This window comes from Desulfoglaeba alkanexedens ALDC, from assembly GCF_005377625.1.
Lineage (GTDB): Bacteria > Desulfobacterota > Syntrophobacteria > Syntrophobacterales > DSM-9756 > Desulfoglaeba > Desulfoglaeba alkanexedens.
Genome location: NZ_CP040098.1, coordinates 2,004,772 through 2,021,698 on the forward strand (window position 1 = coordinate 2,004,772; position 16,927 = coordinate 2,021,698).

General features: G+C 61.2%; 13 protein-coding genes and 2 tRNA genes. 9 read left to right on the forward strand and 6 right to left on the reverse strand.

The window, feature by feature from the left end; all coding sequences use genetic code 11:
• Nucleotides 1-346: 346 nt before the first annotated feature.
• The 6 genes from FDQ92_RS09135 to FDQ92_RS09160 form a co-directional block, all read right to left on the reverse strand.
• The gene (locus FDQ92_RS09135; RefSeq protein ID WP_137424377.1) at nt 347-589 is read right to left on the reverse strand and encodes a hypothetical protein; all 243 of its coding nucleotides are present in this window, start codon (nt 587-589) and stop codon (nt 347-349) included.
• 204 nt (nt 590-793) lie between these two features.
• A tRNA-Lys gene (locus FDQ92_RS09140) sits at nt 794-869 on the reverse strand.
• Between the two features lie 18 nt (nt 870-887).
• A tRNA-Arg gene (locus tag FDQ92_RS09145) sits at nt 888-964 on the reverse strand.
• 50 nt (nt 965-1,014) lie between these two features.
• Nucleotides 1,015-3,372 (reverse strand): hybrid sensor histidine kinase/response regulator, encoded by a 2,358-nt coding sequence (locus tag FDQ92_RS09150; protein ID WP_137424379.1) that lies wholly within the window; start codon nt 3,370-3,372, stop codon nt 1,015-1,017.
• Entirely contained in the window at nt 3,369-3,827 is a 459-nt protein-coding gene (locus FDQ92_RS09155) for a response regulator (protein ID WP_137424381.1), read from the reverse strand. Before FDQ92_RS09155 ends, FDQ92_RS09150 begins: the two co-directional genes overlap by 4 nt.
• Before the next feature lie 84 nt (nt 3,828-3,911).
• The gene (locus FDQ92_RS09160) at nt 3,912-5,366 is read right to left on the reverse strand and encodes a sensor histidine kinase (RefSeq protein ID WP_137424383.1); all 1,455 of its coding nucleotides are present in this window, start codon (nt 5,364-5,366) and stop codon (nt 3,912-3,914) included.
• Nucleotides 5,367-6,080: 714 nt separating this feature from the next.
• On the opposite strand from FDQ92_RS09160, the gene FDQ92_RS09165 reads away from it, so the two are divergent.
• The 9 genes from FDQ92_RS09165 to FDQ92_RS15505 all read left to right on the forward strand — a co-directional run bounded on the left by FDQ92_RS09165 (nt 6,081) and on the right by FDQ92_RS15505 (nt 16,787).
• A complete protein-coding gene (locus FDQ92_RS09165; RefSeq protein ID WP_170180270.1) occupies nt 6,081-6,920 on the forward strand; it encodes an AAA family ATPase in 840 nt (279 codons plus the stop codon).
• A 30-nt stretch (nt 6,921-6,950) separates the two neighbouring features.
• On the forward strand, nt 6,951-8,147 hold the full coding sequence (locus FDQ92_RS09170; protein WP_137424385.1) for a hypothetical protein: 1,197 nt from the start codon (nt 6,951-6,953) through the stop codon (nt 8,145-8,147).
• A 130-nt stretch (nt 8,148-8,277) separates the two neighbouring features.
• Nucleotides 8,278-9,012 carry a PP-loop family protein gene (locus tag FDQ92_RS09175; protein WP_137424387.1) on the forward strand — a complete coding sequence of 245 codons (735 nt, stop codon included), beginning with the start codon at nt 8,278-8,280 and terminating at the stop codon, nt 9,010-9,012.
• A gap of 88 nt (nt 9,013-9,100) precedes the next feature.
• Complete coding sequence (polA, locus tag FDQ92_RS09180; protein ID WP_137424389.1) at nt 9,101-11,815, forward strand: DNA polymerase I; 2,715 nt, start codon at nt 9,101-9,103, stop codon at nt 11,813-11,815.
• A gap of 309 nt (nt 11,816-12,124) precedes the next feature.
• A complete protein-coding gene (locus tag FDQ92_RS09185; protein WP_137424391.1) occupies nt 12,125-12,391 on the forward strand; it encodes a hypothetical protein in 267 nt (88 codons plus the stop codon).
• Between the two features lie 56 nt (nt 12,392-12,447).
• Complete coding sequence (locus FDQ92_RS09190) at nt 12,448-12,738, forward strand: hypothetical protein (RefSeq protein WP_137424393.1); 291 nt, start codon at nt 12,448-12,450, stop codon at nt 12,736-12,738.
• Nucleotides 12,739-12,838: 100 nt separating this feature from the next.
• The gene (locus FDQ92_RS09195) at nt 12,839-14,191 is read left to right on the forward strand and encodes a KamA family radical SAM protein (protein ID WP_137424395.1); all 1,353 of its coding nucleotides are present in this window, start codon (nt 12,839-12,841) and stop codon (nt 14,189-14,191) included.
• Nucleotides 14,188-15,249, forward strand: a complete 1,062-nt coding sequence (locus FDQ92_RS09200) for a D-alanine--D-alanine ligase family protein (protein WP_137424397.1) — start codon at nt 14,188-14,190, stop codon at nt 15,247-15,249. The genes FDQ92_RS09195 and FDQ92_RS09200 overlap by 4 nt, the downstream gene beginning before the upstream one ends.
• Nucleotides 15,246-16,787 (forward strand): GNAT family N-acetyltransferase, encoded by a 1,542-nt coding sequence (locus FDQ92_RS15505; protein WP_211341231.1) that lies wholly within the window; start codon nt 15,246-15,248, stop codon nt 16,785-16,787. Before FDQ92_RS09200 ends, FDQ92_RS15505 begins: the two co-directional genes overlap by 4 nt.
• Nucleotides 16,788-16,927 lie beyond the last annotated feature (140 nt).

Sequence of the window (16,927 nt, forward strand, 5' to 3'; positions counted from 1 at the left end):
TACGAAGGAATGTTGTCCGCAGAAAACAGCGGTGGCCCCCGAAAACTGGACAGTGTGCCAAGCTAAAAGTCGTATTCTTTATGGAGGAACTGACGATAGGAAGCAAGCGCAAAAAAGCACAGTGCCGAGTTTAAAGCCCAAGTAGCCTTGGCGGCCATTCAGAACGAGGAAACCGCCGCCCAGCTGTCAAGCCGCTTCGGTGTGCATCCAACCATCACTTGCACTCGTTTGACAGCGGCTCGGCCCTGCGCAAGGGCCTCGCCGCCTCGAACGCCTTTTACAACCACGACAGAGCTCATTCTGCTCTTGACAATAGAACCCCGGATGAGGTTTACTATGGTGTATCTCATCCTTTCACTGAGGCCGCCTGATCTCTTTTTACTTCTATATCTTCTTCTGTCTCCTGGCTTACCGCACCCATCAGGCTGTCCAACCTTTGGGGTCCACCTCCACCGTGCTTTTTCTTTGTTTTGCTTTCAGTAACTCCTACATTGAGCCATTGTTGAAAAACACAAGAGTTTGCCGGCACAACAAGCGAAATATGAGTTCTAAAGGGGAGATCTTGAGCAAAAAGGTTAACGAAGGTCAAAAAATCCCCCTCTCCCTTGATGGGAGAGGGTTGGGGTGAGGGTGAGAAAATTAACGTATGTCAATCAGTTACATTCCCCTCCCCTTAATCCCCTCCCACAAGGGGAGGGGAAATAGAATTTGGCATCAAATATTAAGTTCATTATTTTCTATGCTACCAAGAAAAGAAGGGGTTAGGTCTTGCGACCTAACCCCTTGATTTTCTTGGTGGGCCGTCAGGGACTCGAACCCCGAACCTCCTGATTAAGAGTCAGCTGCTCTACCAATTGAGCTAACGGCCCGGAATGTGCCGCTGTATCTGGTACGCCCGGCAGGATTCGAACCTGCGGCCTGCGGATTCGAAGTCCGACGCTCTATCCAGCTGAGCTACGGGCGCATGGCAACCTGTCGACGAGGCGTTTTTCCTATCCCAATTGCCTGGGGCTGTCAAGGGCTTTTTCGCCTTGGGATCTCGCGCGGACGCCCTTCGCTTCCAGTCTTGGCGTCGTCGAGCGCCTCGCGGACGGTGGCCGCCAGGTCGTGGATGGTGACGGGCTTCATGAGGAAGCCCCGGATTCCCATGTCTTTCACCTTCTGCGGCGACACCTTCTCGCTGAAGCCCGTGCAAAGGATCACCGGCAGTCCGGGCCGGAGCGCCATGATTTGACGGGCCAGCTCGGTTCCCGTGACATGGGGCATGGTCATGTCCGTGATCACCAGGTCCACCCGGTGCGCCTCTTCCGCTCGATTTTTGAACGCTTCCAAGGCTTCGAGGCCGCTGGTCTTGGAGACGACGCGGTAGCCGAGCCGTTCCAACATGAGTTTCATGGCCTGTGCCAGCGCCGGTTCGTCATCGACCAGGAGGATCCGTTCGCTGCCTCCGGGAAACACGGCTCCCGCCGGCGGTTCGATTTCCGCCGGCGCTTCGATCGCCGGAAAGAAGATGTGGAAGCATGTCCCTTTTCCAGGGACGCTTTCCAGCTGGATCGCACCTTCGTGACCCTTCACGATGCCGTGCACCACGGCCAGGCCCAGCCCGGTGCCTTGTCCGGGCGGCTTGGTCGTGAAGAAGGGGTCGAACACACGGTCCAGGATCTCCGGGTCGATCCCCGGCCCCGTGTCCGAGAAGGTGAGTTTCACGTGACGGCCGGGACGAATGCCGGAAAAGGGGGGTACTTTGTTTTCGGCCAGTTCCACGTCTTCAAGGGTCACTTCGAGGATGCCGCCGTTTTCCTGCATGGCATAGGCGGAATTGGCGCAGAGGTTCATGAAGAGCTGGTGAATCTGGGTGGGGTCGGCCAGGATCATGGACTCTGTGCGGAACGCGGTTCGAATTTCGATGGTGGCCGGCAGAGACGATCGAAGCAGCTTCATGGCTTCCCGGGCCACTTCGGCGGCTCCGACGGGTCGCCGCTTCTGTTCGCTGTGACGGCTGAAGGCGAGGATCTGCTTGACCAGATCCTTGGCCCGGTCGGCCGCCATGAGGACCTGTTCCAGTTTGTTCCAGATGGCGTCGCCTTTTGTGGTCTGCCACCGGGCCATTTCGGTGTAGCCCACGATGATTCCGAGAATGTTGTTGAAGTCGTGAGCGATCCCGCCGGCGAGGGTCCCCAGAGCTTCCATCTTTCGGGACTGGCGGAGTTGTATCTGCATGTTTTCCTGATCGGTGATGTCGCGGGCCAGCTCCACGACGCTCACCACCGCGCCTTCCTCGTCCTTGATGGGCGTGGTTCTCACGTCCCAGAGCCTCCCGTCCTGGGTGCGGATCTGGTCCTGTTCGGCGGCTCCGCTCTCGAAGCTTCGAGCTACAGGGCACACGGCGCACGGTTCCGATCGCTGATACCACAGGGTGTAGCAGTGTTCCCCCATTAGGTCGGCGGCGTCCCTTCCCGCCAGGCGGGCCGCGCGCCGGTTGGCCCACAGCACCTCCATCCGCGGCGAGAGCAGGATGAGGTTGTCGGGGATGGCGTCGAGGAGCGCGTGAAATTCCTGGGAAAGTCTGCGGAAGCGCGCCTCGCTTTCCACGAGTTGTTTTTCCGCCTCACGGCGTTCGCTGATGTCATGGACGATGGAATAGACCAGCTCTTTCCCGTTGATATGCACAGGGCCGCTGTAGACCTCAACGGGCCGGATTTCGCCCCCGGCCAGGCGGTGCGTGAAGAAGAAGTGGCTGCGCTGTTTTGCCTTGGCCTTTTGCATCTCCTCGAAGACTTTCTGCCGCGGGTGTTGGTTGATGCCGGTGATGTTGAGGCTGCGGATTTCGGAGACGGCGTAGCCGTAATAGCGGCAGGCGGCGGGGTTGGCGTCGACGATGGCGCCGGTTTCCGGGTCGATGATGAGCATGACCGCATGGTTGTTGTGAAAGAACCCTCGGTAGCGTTCCTCGCTGTCTCGAAGGGCCCGGGCGGCTCGGTTCCTTTCCCGGCGCACTTCGGCTTCCTTCAGTTCTCTTTCGATGGCCGGGTTGAGCCTGTCCGTGAGTTCCTTGACGATGAAGTCCCTGGCCCCTTCCTTCATGAGGGATACGGCGGTTTCTTCACCGATGGTTCCGGAAACCACGATGCAGGGGATGTCCCGCGCGGTGTCTTTCAACACTTGGAGGGCTTCATGGGCGTTGAAGCGGGGAAGCTTGTAATCGCAGAGGATGATCTCCCAGGACTCGTGTTCCAGCGATTCCCGAAACTCCCGGGCGGTTTCCACCCGCTTCCACGCGGGGTCGAATCCGCCGCAGCGGAGTTCGCGAAGCAGGAGTTCGCAATCGTCTGTGTCGTCTTCAACGATGAGAACGCGCAGCAATCGGCTCATTCCGATGATCCTACTTGGAGGACCGGGGCGGGTTCGTTCAGGGTGAGCCAGTAGAGGCCCAGGTGCCCGACGGTTTCCAGGAATTGGCCGAAATCGACCGGTTTCACGATGTAGCTGTTGGCTCCCAGCCCGTAACTCTGGACCAGGTCGCGGTCTTCCCGGGAAGAGCTGAGGATCACCACGGGCAGAAGCCGGGTGCGTTTGTCGGCGCGAAGACCTTCCAGGACACCGAAACCGTCCAGCCGTGGCATTTTGAGGTCCAGGAGGATGACGGCGGGCATCCTTTGCAGGTCTCTTCCGGCGTAATCCCCTTGACCGAACAGGTAATCGAGCGCCTCGACGCCGTCCCGCGCCAGAACGATTTCACCAGAGACCCCGTTCTTTCGGATGGCCCGCATGGTGAGTTCCGCATCGTCAGCGTTGTCTTCCACGATCAGGATGGTCTTGAGATGCATGCGCCCTCCATCGAAACTCAAGAATCCTCTACGCGAGTCGGGCGGCCAAAACAACAGGTTCCTGGGGCGGTGTCTCGGGCCGCTTCAACCCAGCGTGAAGTAAACGCACGCCCCTCCATCGACGGCCCCTTCGGCCCATACCTCGCCCCCGTGTCGGTGGACGATCCGCTGCACGAGCGCCAGGCCGACGCCGGTTCCTTCGAATTCCTCTGTCGAATGGAGCCGCTGAAACACCCCGAAAAGCCTCTCTGCATATCGCATATCGAAGCCCGCTCCGTCGTCCGCCACGAAGTACACGGTTTTGCCGTCTTGTTCCAGGGTCGCGAACTCGATCCTCGCGCTTTCGTTTTTCCGGGTGAATTTCCAGGCGTTTCGAAAAAGATTTTCCAAAGCGATCCGGAGGAGACGGGGGTCCGCGTCCGCCCACATCTCCGGTTCGATGATGGTGGAAACGGTTCGTTCCGGCCAGGTGTCCTGCAGCTCGCGGGTGATTTCCTGAGCCAGGACGCTCAGGTCCACCCGGCTCCGGTTGAGTTCGCTGCGGGTGACCCGGGACAACGTGAGGAGTGCGTCGATGAGTTCCCCCATGTGGCGGGTGCCTTCGCGCACGCGGTGAAGGTATCTCCGTCCTTCGTCGTCGAGTCGGTCCGCGCAGTCTTCCATGATCGCCTGGCTGAAACCGTCGATGCGCCGCAACGGGGCGCGAAGGTCGTGGGAAACCGAGTAGGCGAATGCCTCCAGTTCCCGGTTGGCGGCTTCCAGCTGGAGCGTGCGATCCCGGATGCGCTGGTCCAGGTCGTGGTAAACCTGCCGGAGCCGGCGCGTCATCTGGTCGAAGGCTTCGGCCAGCCGGCCGATTTCGTCCTCCCCTTTGCGCCCCGTTTCGTAATCCAGGTTGCCGCCGGCCACGACTTCGGTGCCTTGATGGAGTTCCGCCAAGGGCCGGAGGATGCTTTTCCGGAGGATCATGGAAATGGCGGCGGTGGCCAGGGCGCCGACCATGAGCACGGCCATGACGGTGGCGAGGGCTTGCCGTTCGGCGTTTACCATTTCCAAGTGGCTGTTCCGGTCAAGGGTCAGCGCATCGCTGATGAGGATCTGAGAACGGACGGAAAACTGCCCGAAAAGGCGCCGTTTCCATTCGCCGGACGGAAGGCCCGTGGCGGTCCCTGAGCCGCCTTCTACCACTCCCGTCGTCATCTGGTCGAAGAGATTGTCCATGACGGCCAGTTCGGAAGCGATCCGCCCCAGGAGCGGTCGCTGCTCGTCAGGCCAGCGGTCCTTGGAACCCTCCAGCCGCTGTCGGATCGATTCGTGGCAGAGGTGCCACTGGGTGAGGGAAGCGGGATCCCTGTGGAGCAGGTAGTCGAAGGTCAACTGGTGGAGTTCCGAGAGGCCTTTGACGAATTCGGCGGCGGTCCGCGCGCGTTCCGCGGCCAGCCGGGTAGTCCGTGACATGTGGACGATCACGAAGGCGAGAAGGATCGCCACGGCGAGGGAGAGGAAGGTGTTCAGGTGGAGCTTGGTGCTGATGGTCACGCAGCGTGCCTTTCAATCTGCCGAAGGAGCGGGGGAACGCGCCGACGATCCGCGGTTCATCGTCCGACGTTCCCAGGGTCGCAACGATACGGATATCTCGGCAATGAAAGCTCTGGAAGACCACCGGAGTCTCCGAAACCGTGGCCAGGTCCACTTCTCCCGCGCACAGCGCTTCCAGTGCCAGCTTGCCGCTGGGATAGTACCGGAAAGTAGCCGGAAGTCCGTTCTTTTCGAACAGGGTCATGTTTGCGGCCACTATGGCCAGAGCGCCCAGCGGTTCCAGGGCGATTCCCAGTGTGACCCTCGGGATTCGGAGTTCCGGTGCGGCCCCGCTGCTTGCCGGGAATCCGGGAAATATTCCCGCTAGAGCAGTCAATACCAGGAAAGAAGCCCAGGGAGATCGGGTGTACCGCTTCATGCGTGAAACCCGCCCGCTTTTTCGCCTCGATGGGTTCGTCGATGGCTGGTCCCTGGCGCCGCTCACATCGAACGGCCGCTCCCCTTCCCGGTCGATCACGCCGAAAAGGGCGCCGTCCGCCGACGCGTTCTGGAGGACGCACGCTATCTTTTTTTTATATAAGCTCGAGACTCCATCGTAAAGCGCAAATTGTCTCTTCACGGAGCCCCGCCCGCCGGATCGGATCCCTGCGGAACTTGCCTCCTGAAGGGAAGTTGATCTATGATGGGTTCAAAACCAGCCACAAGGGGGAACACGTGAAGAGACCACTCCGCTTCGAAGGGACCGACCGCTACCACCTGAATCCGGAACTGCGGGAGATCGTCAATATCGCCATAGCCCTTGAAAAACCGCTGCTCCTCACCGGGGAAGCCGGAACCGGGAAAACCCAGCTCGCTTTCGAAATCGCCCGTGCCCTGGACCTTCAAATGGAAGAGGCGCGCTGCAAGTCCACGTTCAAGGGCGAAGAACTCTGCTACGTCTACGACACGGTGCTCCGGCTCAACGATTCACGCTTCGGCAGCGGCGACACGGGCCGGGACGTGAACAACATCTGGGATTACATCCGTTTCGGGCCCATCGGCCGGGCCTTTACAGCCGATGACCGGCGGGTGCTCCTTCTGGATGAAATCGACAAGACCGATTCCGACACCCAGGACAACCTGCTGGACGTGCTGGAAGACGGTTCCTTCATCATTCGAGAAATCAACCATCGGGTGGCGGCGCGGCAGCGCCCCATCATCATCATCACGAGTAATGCAAAGCGCGAACTGTCGGATCCCTTTCTCCGGCGCTGCTTCTGCCATTACATCCCGTTTCCAACGCCAGAGGAAATGACGGAAATCGTCCGGCTCCATCACCCGGACATCCCGGAACCGTTCCTTGAGGCGGCTCTCACGGCTTTCTACCGACTCCGGGAGCAGGGCTTCGAAAAGCCGCCGGCCACGGCGGAGCTCCTGGATTGGATCGGGGCCTTAAAGGAAAGCGGAGCGCGGGGGCCCGGCGCGGGAAAGGACATGGCCCACCTAGGGACGCTTCTCAAGCGCACGCAGGACATCTTGAAGTTCAAGGGCGTTCCCAGGCCGTTCCGTTTTTGAGGGCGCGCCGCTTGTCAGGACAAGGGATTCATGATCGGTTTTATTTATCAGCTTCGAGACGCCGGGGTGCCGGTGAGCGTCCGGTATGTGCTCGAATTCTATAGTGCGCTTCGCCGGGGGATCGCTCCGGACCTGGAGCGGCTGTTTTTGCTGGCACGCCTCATCTTCGTCAAACGGGTGGAACACTACGACTTGTTCGAACAGGTATTCGCCCAGTACTTCCTGGGGCTTGAAGGACGCGGGATCGACTGGGACGAACTGCTTTCCGAGAAGCCCTTCCGGGAGTGGCTCCGGGAGCAGCTGGCCACAGGGGGACTTTCGCCGGAGGAGCTTCGGGAATTCGATACGGACGAACTTCTCAGGCGGTTCTGGGAGACCGTGTTGAAGCAGGAAGGGCGACACCATGGCGGCAACCGCTGGGTGGGGACCGGCGGCCGTTCGCCCTATGGGCATAGCGGGCGTGTAGGGGGCGGTATCCGGGTTTACGGGGAGAGCCGGCACCGGTCGGCTCAAAAGGTGATCGGAGCTCGGCGGTACGTCAACTACAGCGACCGTTCTTCCTTCTCGGCGCAAAACCTCCGCCAGGTTCTGGATTCCCTGAAGAGCCTCCGGCCGGTGGGCCCGCTCACCGAGTTGGACGTGGATGAGACCATTCATCGCACGGCCAGGAACGCGGGCGAAATCGAGCTGGTCTTCACCCAGGAACTTCGAAACCGGGTGGAGCTGGTGGTGCTTCTCGATAACGGTGGAACGTCCATGCTGCCGTATGTGGCTCTGGTGAAAACGGTCTTCAGCAAGATCCGGGATGCCTTCCGCGAAGTGCGTTTCTTTTATTTCCACAATTGCATCTACGGAACGGTCTACCAGGACGTGCAGCGCCGGATTCCCGTGCCTTGGGAAAAACTCACCGGTTTGGAGCGGAAAACGCGATTGGTCGTTATCGGCGATGCCAACATGGCCCCGGCGGAACTCATGGCATCCTACGGATCGCTCGACATCGGCACCTCGGTTCGGAAGCCGGGATGGGAATGGCTGAAGGAACTCCGCGATGCCTTTCCCGTGAGCGTCTGGCTCAATCCCATACCCAGGGAAAACTGGTGCTATGAAAGTTCCACCATCGCCCGGGTCGGGGAACTCTTCCACATGGAAGACCTGACGCTCCTGGGAATCCGAAACGCCGTGGAATACCTGAACGTTCAGGGAAAGACGGTCGATCACGAGGGATGATGCGTGGTCCGGGAAGGGGCCGGTTCCGAAGGCGGGAGCGGGAGGCCGCGCGGCCGGAGGCAAGCCTCCGAGCCGCTTCGGGACGGTCCGCTCGCTCCGTGGTGCCGGCGGGGGGCACCTGAAAGGATTCATGGCCTACATCGATCAGGAAGTGCGGCGCCTGGTGGGAAAGGCCGTTCACCGCTACGGACTCATCCAGGACGGCGACCGGATCGCCGTGGCGGTCTCCGGGGGAAAGGACAGCCTGCTGCTGCTCCGGCTCCTTCGCGAACGGCTTCGGCGCGTTCCCATCCATTACGACCTGATTGCAATCCACGTGGACCTGGGCTTCGACCTGGAACCCGCGGATCGATTGCAACGTTTCTTTCAGGAGGAAGGCTTCGATCATCGGATCCTGCGGACAGACTACGGCCTCCGGGCCCACTCGCCCGAAAACCGGGAAAACCCTTGTTTTCTTTGCGCCCGGCTGAGGCGGGCGGCCCTTTTCAGAACGGCCCGCGAACTCAAATGCGCCACTCTGGCGTTGGGGCACAATCAGGACGATTTCATCGAAACCTTTTTCATGAACATCTGCTACAGCGCTCAGACGGCCGGCATGGTTCCCCGCCAGCCCTTTTTCGGAGGCCGGTTGACCGTCATCCGCCCGCTGGCCCTGGTGGATTCGGAAAAGGCGGGAAGACTTGCCCGGCGGCTGGGGCTTCCGCGGATCGAAAACCCCTGTCCCACCGCGAAGAACAGCCGAAGGAGCGAAATCCGGAAGCTGCTCCAATCCCTCTACCGGCAGAACAGAAAGGTCCGGGGAAACATCTTCCATGCCATGAGCCACGTGAACCAGGAGTATCTGCCGCCGCCGCTCAAAGGCTGACCGCCACCGACCCCGATGGATCTTTGGTCCCGCTTTTCGAAGGTTCGGCCGCGCCGCTTCGGACGGCGGGTGGGACAGGAGAGAAGGCATGGCGATTCCGAAGAAGGCGCTGTACCTCATCGACGCCAGTTCATACATGTACCGGGCGTTTTACGCCCTGGGACGTCTTACCGGTCCTGACGGGAAGCCCACCCAGGCGATCTACGGGTTCGCCCAGATGCTTCTCAAGGTTCTGCGCGAAAAGAAGCCGGAGCTGATCTGCGTGGTCTTCGACGCCCCCGGCCCCAACTTCCGCCACGAGCTGTATGCGTCCTACAAGGCCACCCGCCAGAAGATGCCCGAAGACTTGGCCGAACAGGTTCCCTTGATCAAGAAACTGGTGGCGCTCCATGGCCTGCCGCAGGCGGAACTGGAAGGGTTTGAAGCCGACGACATCATCGCGACCCTCGCCGGGCGGGCCTCCAAAGAGGACATCCCGGTGGTCGTCGTTTCCGCCGACAAGGATCTGCATCAACTGGTGGCCGACGGCCGCATCCTCCAGTGGGACCCGCAAAAGGACGAAATCTTCACCGAAAAAGAAGTGGCGGCACGGCTGGGGGTGAAGCCCTCCCAGGTAGCGGACCTTCTGGCTCTCATGGGCGACAGTTCCGACAACGTGCCGGGCGTGCCCGGCGTGGGGGAAAAGACCGCGCGGGACCTTCTGGCACGGTTTCCCACCCTGGAGGCCGTCTACGAACACCTGGACGACGTGAAAAGCTCGGCGGTGCGGAAGAAGCTCGAAAACCACCGGGACCTGGCGTTCCTCTCCCGTGACCTGGTGGCGATTCGAGATGACGTGCCTTTGAATCTGGCACCCTCGGACTGCCGGCCGGGAGAACCCCGTTACCGGGATCTGCTGCGCCTTTACGAAGGACTGGGGTTTCGGAGCCTGGTGAAGAGCCTGCGGGAAGATCTGGAGTCCATGGGTCGGGAAGTGCCGCTCAGGAAAGATGCCTCGGAACGAACGGTCGCCGTGGTTCGAGACCTTTCAGAGTTGGAACGGGTGGTGCGGGAGATTCAAGGCCGGGAGCTTTTTTCTTTGGACCTGGAAACCACCTCGCAGGACGCTATGCGAGCGGAAATCGTGGGCATCGCGTTGAGTTGGGAAGACCACCGGGCGGTTTACATCCCTGTCGGGCACCGGGGCGAGGGAAGCGAAGGGCAGCTGGATGCGTCGCTTGTTCTGAAGACCCTTGCGCCGCTCCTGACACAGGATCGGCCGGGCAAGGCGGGCCAGAACATCAAGTATGAATGGGTGGTTCTCCAGCGGGCCGGGATCGATCTTCGCGGGATCGCCTTCGACACCATGGTGGCCAGCTATCTGCTCGACCCGGGCCATCCTTCGCACAAGTTGGAACGCATTGCTGCGGAGTACCTGGGCGAGTCCATCCCCTCCTATGCCGACGTGGCGGGGAAGGGAAAGAGCCAGGTGAATTTTTCGCAGGTTCCGGTGGAAAAGGCCGCAGCCTACGCATGCAGCGATGCGGAAACCACCTGGCGGCTGGTTTCCGTCCTGGAGGCGAAGCTCGAGGAAGAAAAGCTCAAGGAACTTTTCGTCTCGTTGGAAATGCCCCTGGTCCGGGTGCTGGGCGCCATGGAACTCCGGGGCATCCGGGTGGACGCCCGCAAGCTGGAAGACATCTCCAGGGATTTGGAAACAAAGATCGAGGCGGTGGCCGCGGTCATCTACGATATGGCCGGCCGGGAGTTCAACATCCAGTCGCCCAAGCAACTGGCGGAGGTTCTTTTCGACAAGTTGTGCCTCAGGGTCGTCAAGCGCACCAAGACGGGCCCGTCCACAGACATGGAGGTGCTGGAAGAACTGGCGGCGGAACATCCCATCGCCGAACACGTGCTCACCTACCGGACCCTGGCAAAGCTCAAGGGCACCTACGTGGATGCTCTGCCGAAACTCATTCACCCGGAAACGGGCCGGATTCATACAAGCTACAACCAGGCGGTGACCGCCACCGGACGCCTCAGCAGCTCCGATCCCAACCTCCAGAACATTCCGGTGCGCGGTGAAGAGGGCCGGCGGATCCGGGAGGCCTTCGTGGCCGAACCGGGTCACGTGCTGCTGGCGGCGGATTATTCCCAGATCGAACTGCGGCTGCTGGCCCATTACAGCGGAGACGAACACCTGGTGGCGGCCTTTCGAGAGGGAGCCGATATCCACCGGCGCACCGCAGCCGAAATCTTCGGTGTGCCCTATCACGAAGTGACTTCCGAAATGCGCCGTCATGCGAAGACCATCAATTTCGGAATCATCTACGGCATGAGCCCTTACGGTCTGGCCCGGCAGCTTCGGATCGGGACCACGGCGGCCAAGGCCGCCATCGACCGCTATTTCGAACGCTACAGCGGCGTGAAAGCGTTTATCGAACGAACGATCGAACACACCCGGAAGCTCGGGTATGCGGAAACGCTTCTGGGCCGAAGGCGGAAAATTCCCGAACTGCAGAGCCGCAACCGGACAGTGCGTCAGCAGGGGGAGCGCTTGGCGGTCAACACCCCCCTCCAGGGAACCGCGGCGGATCTCATAAAGAAGGCCATGATCGACATCGATCGTGTGCTGGCGGAAGAGGGTCTGAAGACGGCCATGCTGCTCCAAGTCCACGATGAACTGGTTTTCGAAGTGCCGGAGGAGGAACTGGAGACCGCCCGCAAGCTGGTTCAGGAAAAGATGGAAAAGGTCATCACGCTCAAGGTTCCCCTCACGGTGGACCTGGGCTGGGGACCCGATTGGTCCCGGGCCCACGGATAACCAAAGTTTCACCCCGACACAAATCGGATTTCAACCGGAACGGAATCCCAAGTTCTTCTTTTTTCAACATGCGAACGTTCGATTCCTATCTTCCCCTTCCATTCTGCGCGAATCCTCTCGACCATCGACCGTTCGAATCCAGCGGCGTTGCTCCTGCCCGGGAGCCGGTGTCATAAGAACCGGATGTTCTCGTCCGCTTCTCTGAATCTCACCGCAAATGCCGTAGAAACAACGTCGCGCGATCATGGCACGATCTGTGCCTTCCTGCTTCCGAAGTCCGGCAACACACAGCAGTCAAGGAGATCCGGGATGAGGTGCGAGGGGGGTGATACGCAGGTCACCATCGTGGGAATCGTGACGCCTTGCGAGTGGGACGGTGAGGATCGGATTCGTTCATTTGCGGTTCACAGCTGGGACGAGCAACAAGTCATTATCGAGAACCGGGGCCGCGGCAGGCAACTGGAGCGGGTGCTTCGAAGAAAGGTCCGCGTGACGGGGCGGGTGACCACGTCGGAGGAAGGCAGAAAGACGATGGTGTTGGACCGCTTCGAAACGCTGGCGGACGATGATTCATGACAGGTCGGTTTGTTGGAAGGAAATCCATTGGAGCGCATGAAAGGAGGGGGATGAAGATGAAGGGGCGATGGGTTCGAGCCGTCTTTGTGACGCTGGTGTTCACGTTCATGGGGGTCATGCTGAACGGCCTTCCAGGGTCGGCGGAAGAAGGGGAAGTCGTGACGGTTCAGGGAGTGGTGCTGATTTTCGATGACGAGGTGGTGCTCCAGACCACCGACGGCGAGTACCTGGTGGAAGGGATCAACCTGATTCACCATGCGGGCAAGACGGTCAAGGTGACGGGAACCCTGGAGGAAGAGGAAGGGGACCGGATCATCAAGGCGACGCGCTTCGAACGGGTGCCGTGAGGCGTAAGGACCGGCAGCTGGGAACAGGAGCGTTGGATAACGGTACGCTTTCTGATTGAGATCGCCGACCCGGCGGATTCTCGACGAGGAGAACGATGAAATGGAAGTAAGGGCGACCTTTATCGATTCGGCTTTTACCGAACAAGGATGTGAACCCGCTGAGGCCGGGGAACCTCCGAGCGAACCTCCGGGCGTAGTGCCCCTTCCCACCGCGCGGTCGGTGCAACAGTCCGAACGTCCTCGCCGGCCGCAGCCCATCCGTTTTATCGCGAGCAACCGTTCGAAAGAATTTATAAAACGCTGGTTTCCGGGGGTGAGCGTCACCCAGTGGAACGATTGGCGCTGGCAGGTCCGGAACCGAGTGCTCGGACGGCACCAGCTGGCCCGAGTGTTGGACCTTTCGGCCGAGGAGGAGGGGGCCTTTTCGGCGTTGGAGGGGAACCTCCCGGTATCGGTGACGCCTTACTACTTGAGTCTTCTCGCGCCGGACGACCCCAGGGACGCGCTCAGGCGGACGGTGATCCCGACGACCGGCGAATTCATTTCGTCGCGGGGGGAGGCAGACGATCCCTTGGGCGAGGACGCCCATTCTCCGGTCGAAGGACTGGTGCACCGCTACCCGGACCGGGTGCTGTTCCTGGTGACCGGTTTCTGTTCCACCTACTGCCGTTACTGTACCCGGTCGCGCATGGTGGGACGCCAGGGAACGCACTCTTTCGGCAAGCGGCAGTGGGAACGGGCGATCGCTTACATCGAGGCCACGCCGGCCGTTCGGGATGTCCTCATTTCGGGCGGCGATCCATTGACTCTCGGGGATGAGGCTCTCGAATGGCTGATCTCGAGGCTTCGCCGTATTCCGCATGTGGAATTCATCCGGATCGGGACCAAGGTGCCGGTGGTGCTTCCCCAGCGCATCACGACGGCACTTGCGCGGATGCTGAAGCGCTATCACCCGCTTTTCATGAGTATCCATTTCACGCATCCGTCGGAGATCACCCCCGAATCGACGCTCGCCTGCACGAGGCTCGCGGACTCCGGCATTCCGCTGGGAAGCCAGACGGTGCTTCTAAGCGGGATCAACGACGACGTGGCCACCATGAAGGCCCTTGTTCACGGGCTTCTTCGGATCCGCGTGCGCCCGTACTACCTGTATCAGTGCGACCCGATTTCGGGATCTTCCCACTTCCGGACCTCGGTGGCCAAGGGGCTGGAGATTATCCAGGGGCTTCGGGGCCATACCACCGGCTACGCAGTGCCGACCTACGTGATTGACGCCCCGGGAGGCGGCGGGAAGATCCCTCTCCTTCCGCAAACCGTGATCGGTTGGGAAAACGGTGATCTTCTCATCCGGAACTACGAGGGTCGGACGTTCCGGTATCCCGATCCGTCCCCGGAGACCGTGGACTGGGCCGCCGGTTTATCTGTCGTGAGGGAAGGGGACGGCGCCCGATGAAGATCGGACTCACTTACGACCTGAGAAGCGCCTACCTGGCCGAAGGCTATTCGGAGCTGGAAACGGCGGAATTCGACCGGGACGACACAGTGGAAGCCATCGAGGCGGCGATCCGGTCGTGGGGGCATGAGACGGACCGCGTTGGGAAAATTTCGAGCCTGGTGCGCCGCTTGGCGGCTGGCGACCGGTGGGACCTGGTGTTCAACATTGCGGAAGGCTTTCGCGGAATCGGCCGGGAAGCCCAGGTGCCGGCGCTTCTTGATGCTTACGGGATCCCCTACACCTTTTCGGATCCCCTGGTGCTGGCGCTCACCCTCCACAAGGCCATGACCAAGCGGGTGGTCCGAGACCTGGGAATACCCACTGCGCCTTTCGCGCTGGTGCGGGACGAAGCGGACGTGGAAGCGGTGGCCCTCGATTTTCCGCTTTTCGCAAAGCCGGTGGCCGAAGGGACGGGAAAGGGAGTGACCGCCGCTTCGAAGATCGGCGACCGCGGCCAACTCCGAGTCGTCTGCCGCGACCTGCTCCAGACCTACCGGCAGCCGGTCCTGGTGGAAGCCTTTCTTCCGGGCCGGGAATTCACGGTGGGGATCGCGGGGACCGGGCCCAGCGCCCGCGTACTCGGGGTCATGGAAGTGGTGCTCCTGGAAAACGCCGACCGGGACGTCTACACCTACGGCAACAAGGAATGGTGCGAAGACCGGGTGTTGTACCGGCTGGCCGGCGATCCGGAAGCACTGGCTGCAGGCGAAACGGCCCTCAACGCCTGGAGGGGACTGGAATGCCGGGACGCCGGGCGGGTGGACGTTCGTTCCGATGCAGGCGGCGTCCCCAACTTCATGGAAGTGAATCCGCTGGCGGGACTGCACCCCGAGCATTCGGACCTTCCCATCCTGTGCAAGCTGGCGGGAATAACCTTTCGCGATCTCATCGGCCTGATCCTCGATTCGGCCATGGAGCGCGCGGGCGCCGGCCCGTATTTCCCGGGGCGGGTGCATTTTCCGGACGCGGTCTTCGGCGGCCCCGGCGGATGGTCCTCCGAAGCAGGGACGCCATGAAACGCATTGTGGTGCTCCATTCCGAGGTGATCGACCCGAGCCGCCCCGACGAAGAAGATGTCCTGGTGCAGGCCCGAAGCGTTTCCGAAGCTTTGGCGGTCCTGGGTTTCGAACCGGTGCGGCTTCCCTTTTCGCTGAATATGGACGCGGCCGCGCGGAATCTGCGGGACCTTTCGCCGTGCCTGGTCTTCAATTTGGTGGAAACGGTCGGCGGCCTGGGGCGCTTGATCCATCTCGCTCCCGCGCTCCTGGACGCCCTGGGGATTCCGTATTCGGGATCCTCGACGGAAGCCCTTTTCGCCACGTCCAATAAGCTCCTCGCCAAGCGCTGGATGAACGGAGCCCGGCTGCCCACGCCTTCGGCTTGCACCTTGGAGGATCTTCGGCGCGGGATGATCCCCGAGCCGGGTCCATACATCGTGAAGTCGGTTTGGGAACACGCGTCGGCGGGATTGTTCGACGATGCCGTCGTGAGCGTGGATTCTCCGGAGAAGCTCGTGCGCGTGATGGAAGAACGGCGGGAACGGCTGGGCGGCGATGTGTTCGCCGAACGGTTCATAGACGGGCGGGAATTCAACCTGTCGCTCCTTGGCGGTGCGGGGCGTGAGGCGGTTCTTCCTCCAGCGGAAATCCGATTCGACGCCTTCCCTCCGGGGAAGCCCAGGATCGTGGATTTCCGGGCCAAGTGGGAGGCGGGGTCCTTCGAGTACCATCACACGCCGCGCCGCTTCGATTTCTCTGAAGAAGACCATCGGCTTCTGGAAGAAATGAAGGCCTTGGCGAAAGCCTGCTGGCGTCTCTTCGGCGTTTCCGGCTACGCCCGGGTGGATTTCCGGGTGGACTCTTCCGGAAATCCGTGGATACTCGAGGTCAACGCCAATCCGTGCATCGCTCCCGACAGCGGGTTCGTGGCGGCCGCCGAACGGGCGGGCCTCACCATGGAATCCGTGGTCGCCTGGATTCTCCAGGACATGGATCGCCCGCCGGACGCGAATCCGCCGGGGCGGCGCAAGATGACCCCGTGTTTTGCATTCGACGCGGCGGCGGAGCGCGGTCTGAAAATGAGAAGCGATGTGTTGCCCGAAGATATCCAGGCGGTGCGGGATCTCATCGGGGCGTCCGGTTTTTTTTCGGCCGAAGAAGTCGAAGTGGCGGCGGAACTGGTGGAAGAGCGGCTGCGGCGGGGCTCGGCCAGCGGCTACCATTTCTTGTTCCTCGAAGACGCCGGGAGACTCCTGGGCTATGCCTGCTTCGGCCCCGTGGCAGGGACCCGGGGAAGCTTCGACCTCTACTGGATCGCCGTTCAGCCGGATCTTCGGAGGGGCGGCATCGGCAGGCATCTTCTTTCGCGGGTCGAAGAAAGCGTTCAAGCTTTGGGCGGCCGCCGCCTCTACATCGAAACGTCGTCCCGTTCCCTCTACGAACCCACCCGTGCCTTCTACCACCGCTGTGGCTATGCGCGCGCCGCCCTACTCCAAGATTTCTACGCGTCGGGCGATCACAAGGTCATCTTCGTGAAGGTCTTCCCACCCGCCTGACCGTCCTTTCCGCGGCGTTTCATAGTTTTCTCACACCGGCCGCAATCTCTTTTTTTCGCGGGTCGGATGGAGTATGGTCCGTCCCCGTATGGGGTCCCGCCGTCGATGCCGCACCGGGCATGGGGATCGCGCCCCGTCCG

What these genes read in the sequence shown, in the direction of transcription:
- FDQ92_RS09150 (WP_137424379.1), bottom strand. Translation starts at nt 3,372, where the DNA reads ATGAGCCGATTGCTGCGCGTTCTCATCGTTGAAGACGACACAGACGAT.
- FDQ92_RS09155 (WP_137424381.1), bottom strand. Translation starts at nt 3,827, where the DNA reads ATGCATCTCAAGACCATCCTGATCGTGGAAGACAACGCTGACGATGCG.
- FDQ92_RS09170 (WP_137424385.1), top strand. Translation starts at nt 6,951, where the DNA reads ATGATCGGTTTTATTTATCAGCTTCGAGACGCCGGGGTGCCGGTGAGC.
- FDQ92_RS09175 (WP_137424387.1), top strand. Translation starts at nt 8,278, where the DNA reads ATGGCCTACATCGATCAGGAAGTGCGGCGCCTGGTGGGAAAGGCCGTT.
- polA (WP_137424389.1), top strand. Translation starts at nt 9,101, where the DNA reads ATGGCGATTCCGAAGAAGGCGCTGTACCTCATCGACGCCAGTTCATAC.
- FDQ92_RS09185 (WP_137424391.1), top strand. Translation starts at nt 12,125, where the DNA reads ATGAGGTGCGAGGGGGGTGATACGCAGGTCACCATCGTGGGAATCGTG.
- FDQ92_RS09190 (WP_137424393.1), top strand. Translation starts at nt 12,448, where the DNA reads ATGAAGGGGCGATGGGTTCGAGCCGTCTTTGTGACGCTGGTGTTCACG.
- FDQ92_RS09195 (WP_137424395.1), top strand. Translation starts at nt 12,839, where the DNA reads ATGGAAGTAAGGGCGACCTTTATCGATTCGGCTTTTACCGAACAAGGA.
- FDQ92_RS09200 (WP_137424397.1), top strand. Translation starts at nt 14,188, where the DNA reads ATGAAGATCGGACTCACTTACGACCTGAGAAGCGCCTACCTGGCCGAA.
- FDQ92_RS15505 (WP_211341231.1), top strand. Translation starts at nt 15,246, where the DNA reads ATGAAACGCATTGTGGTGCTCCATTCCGAGGTGATCGACCCGAGCCGC.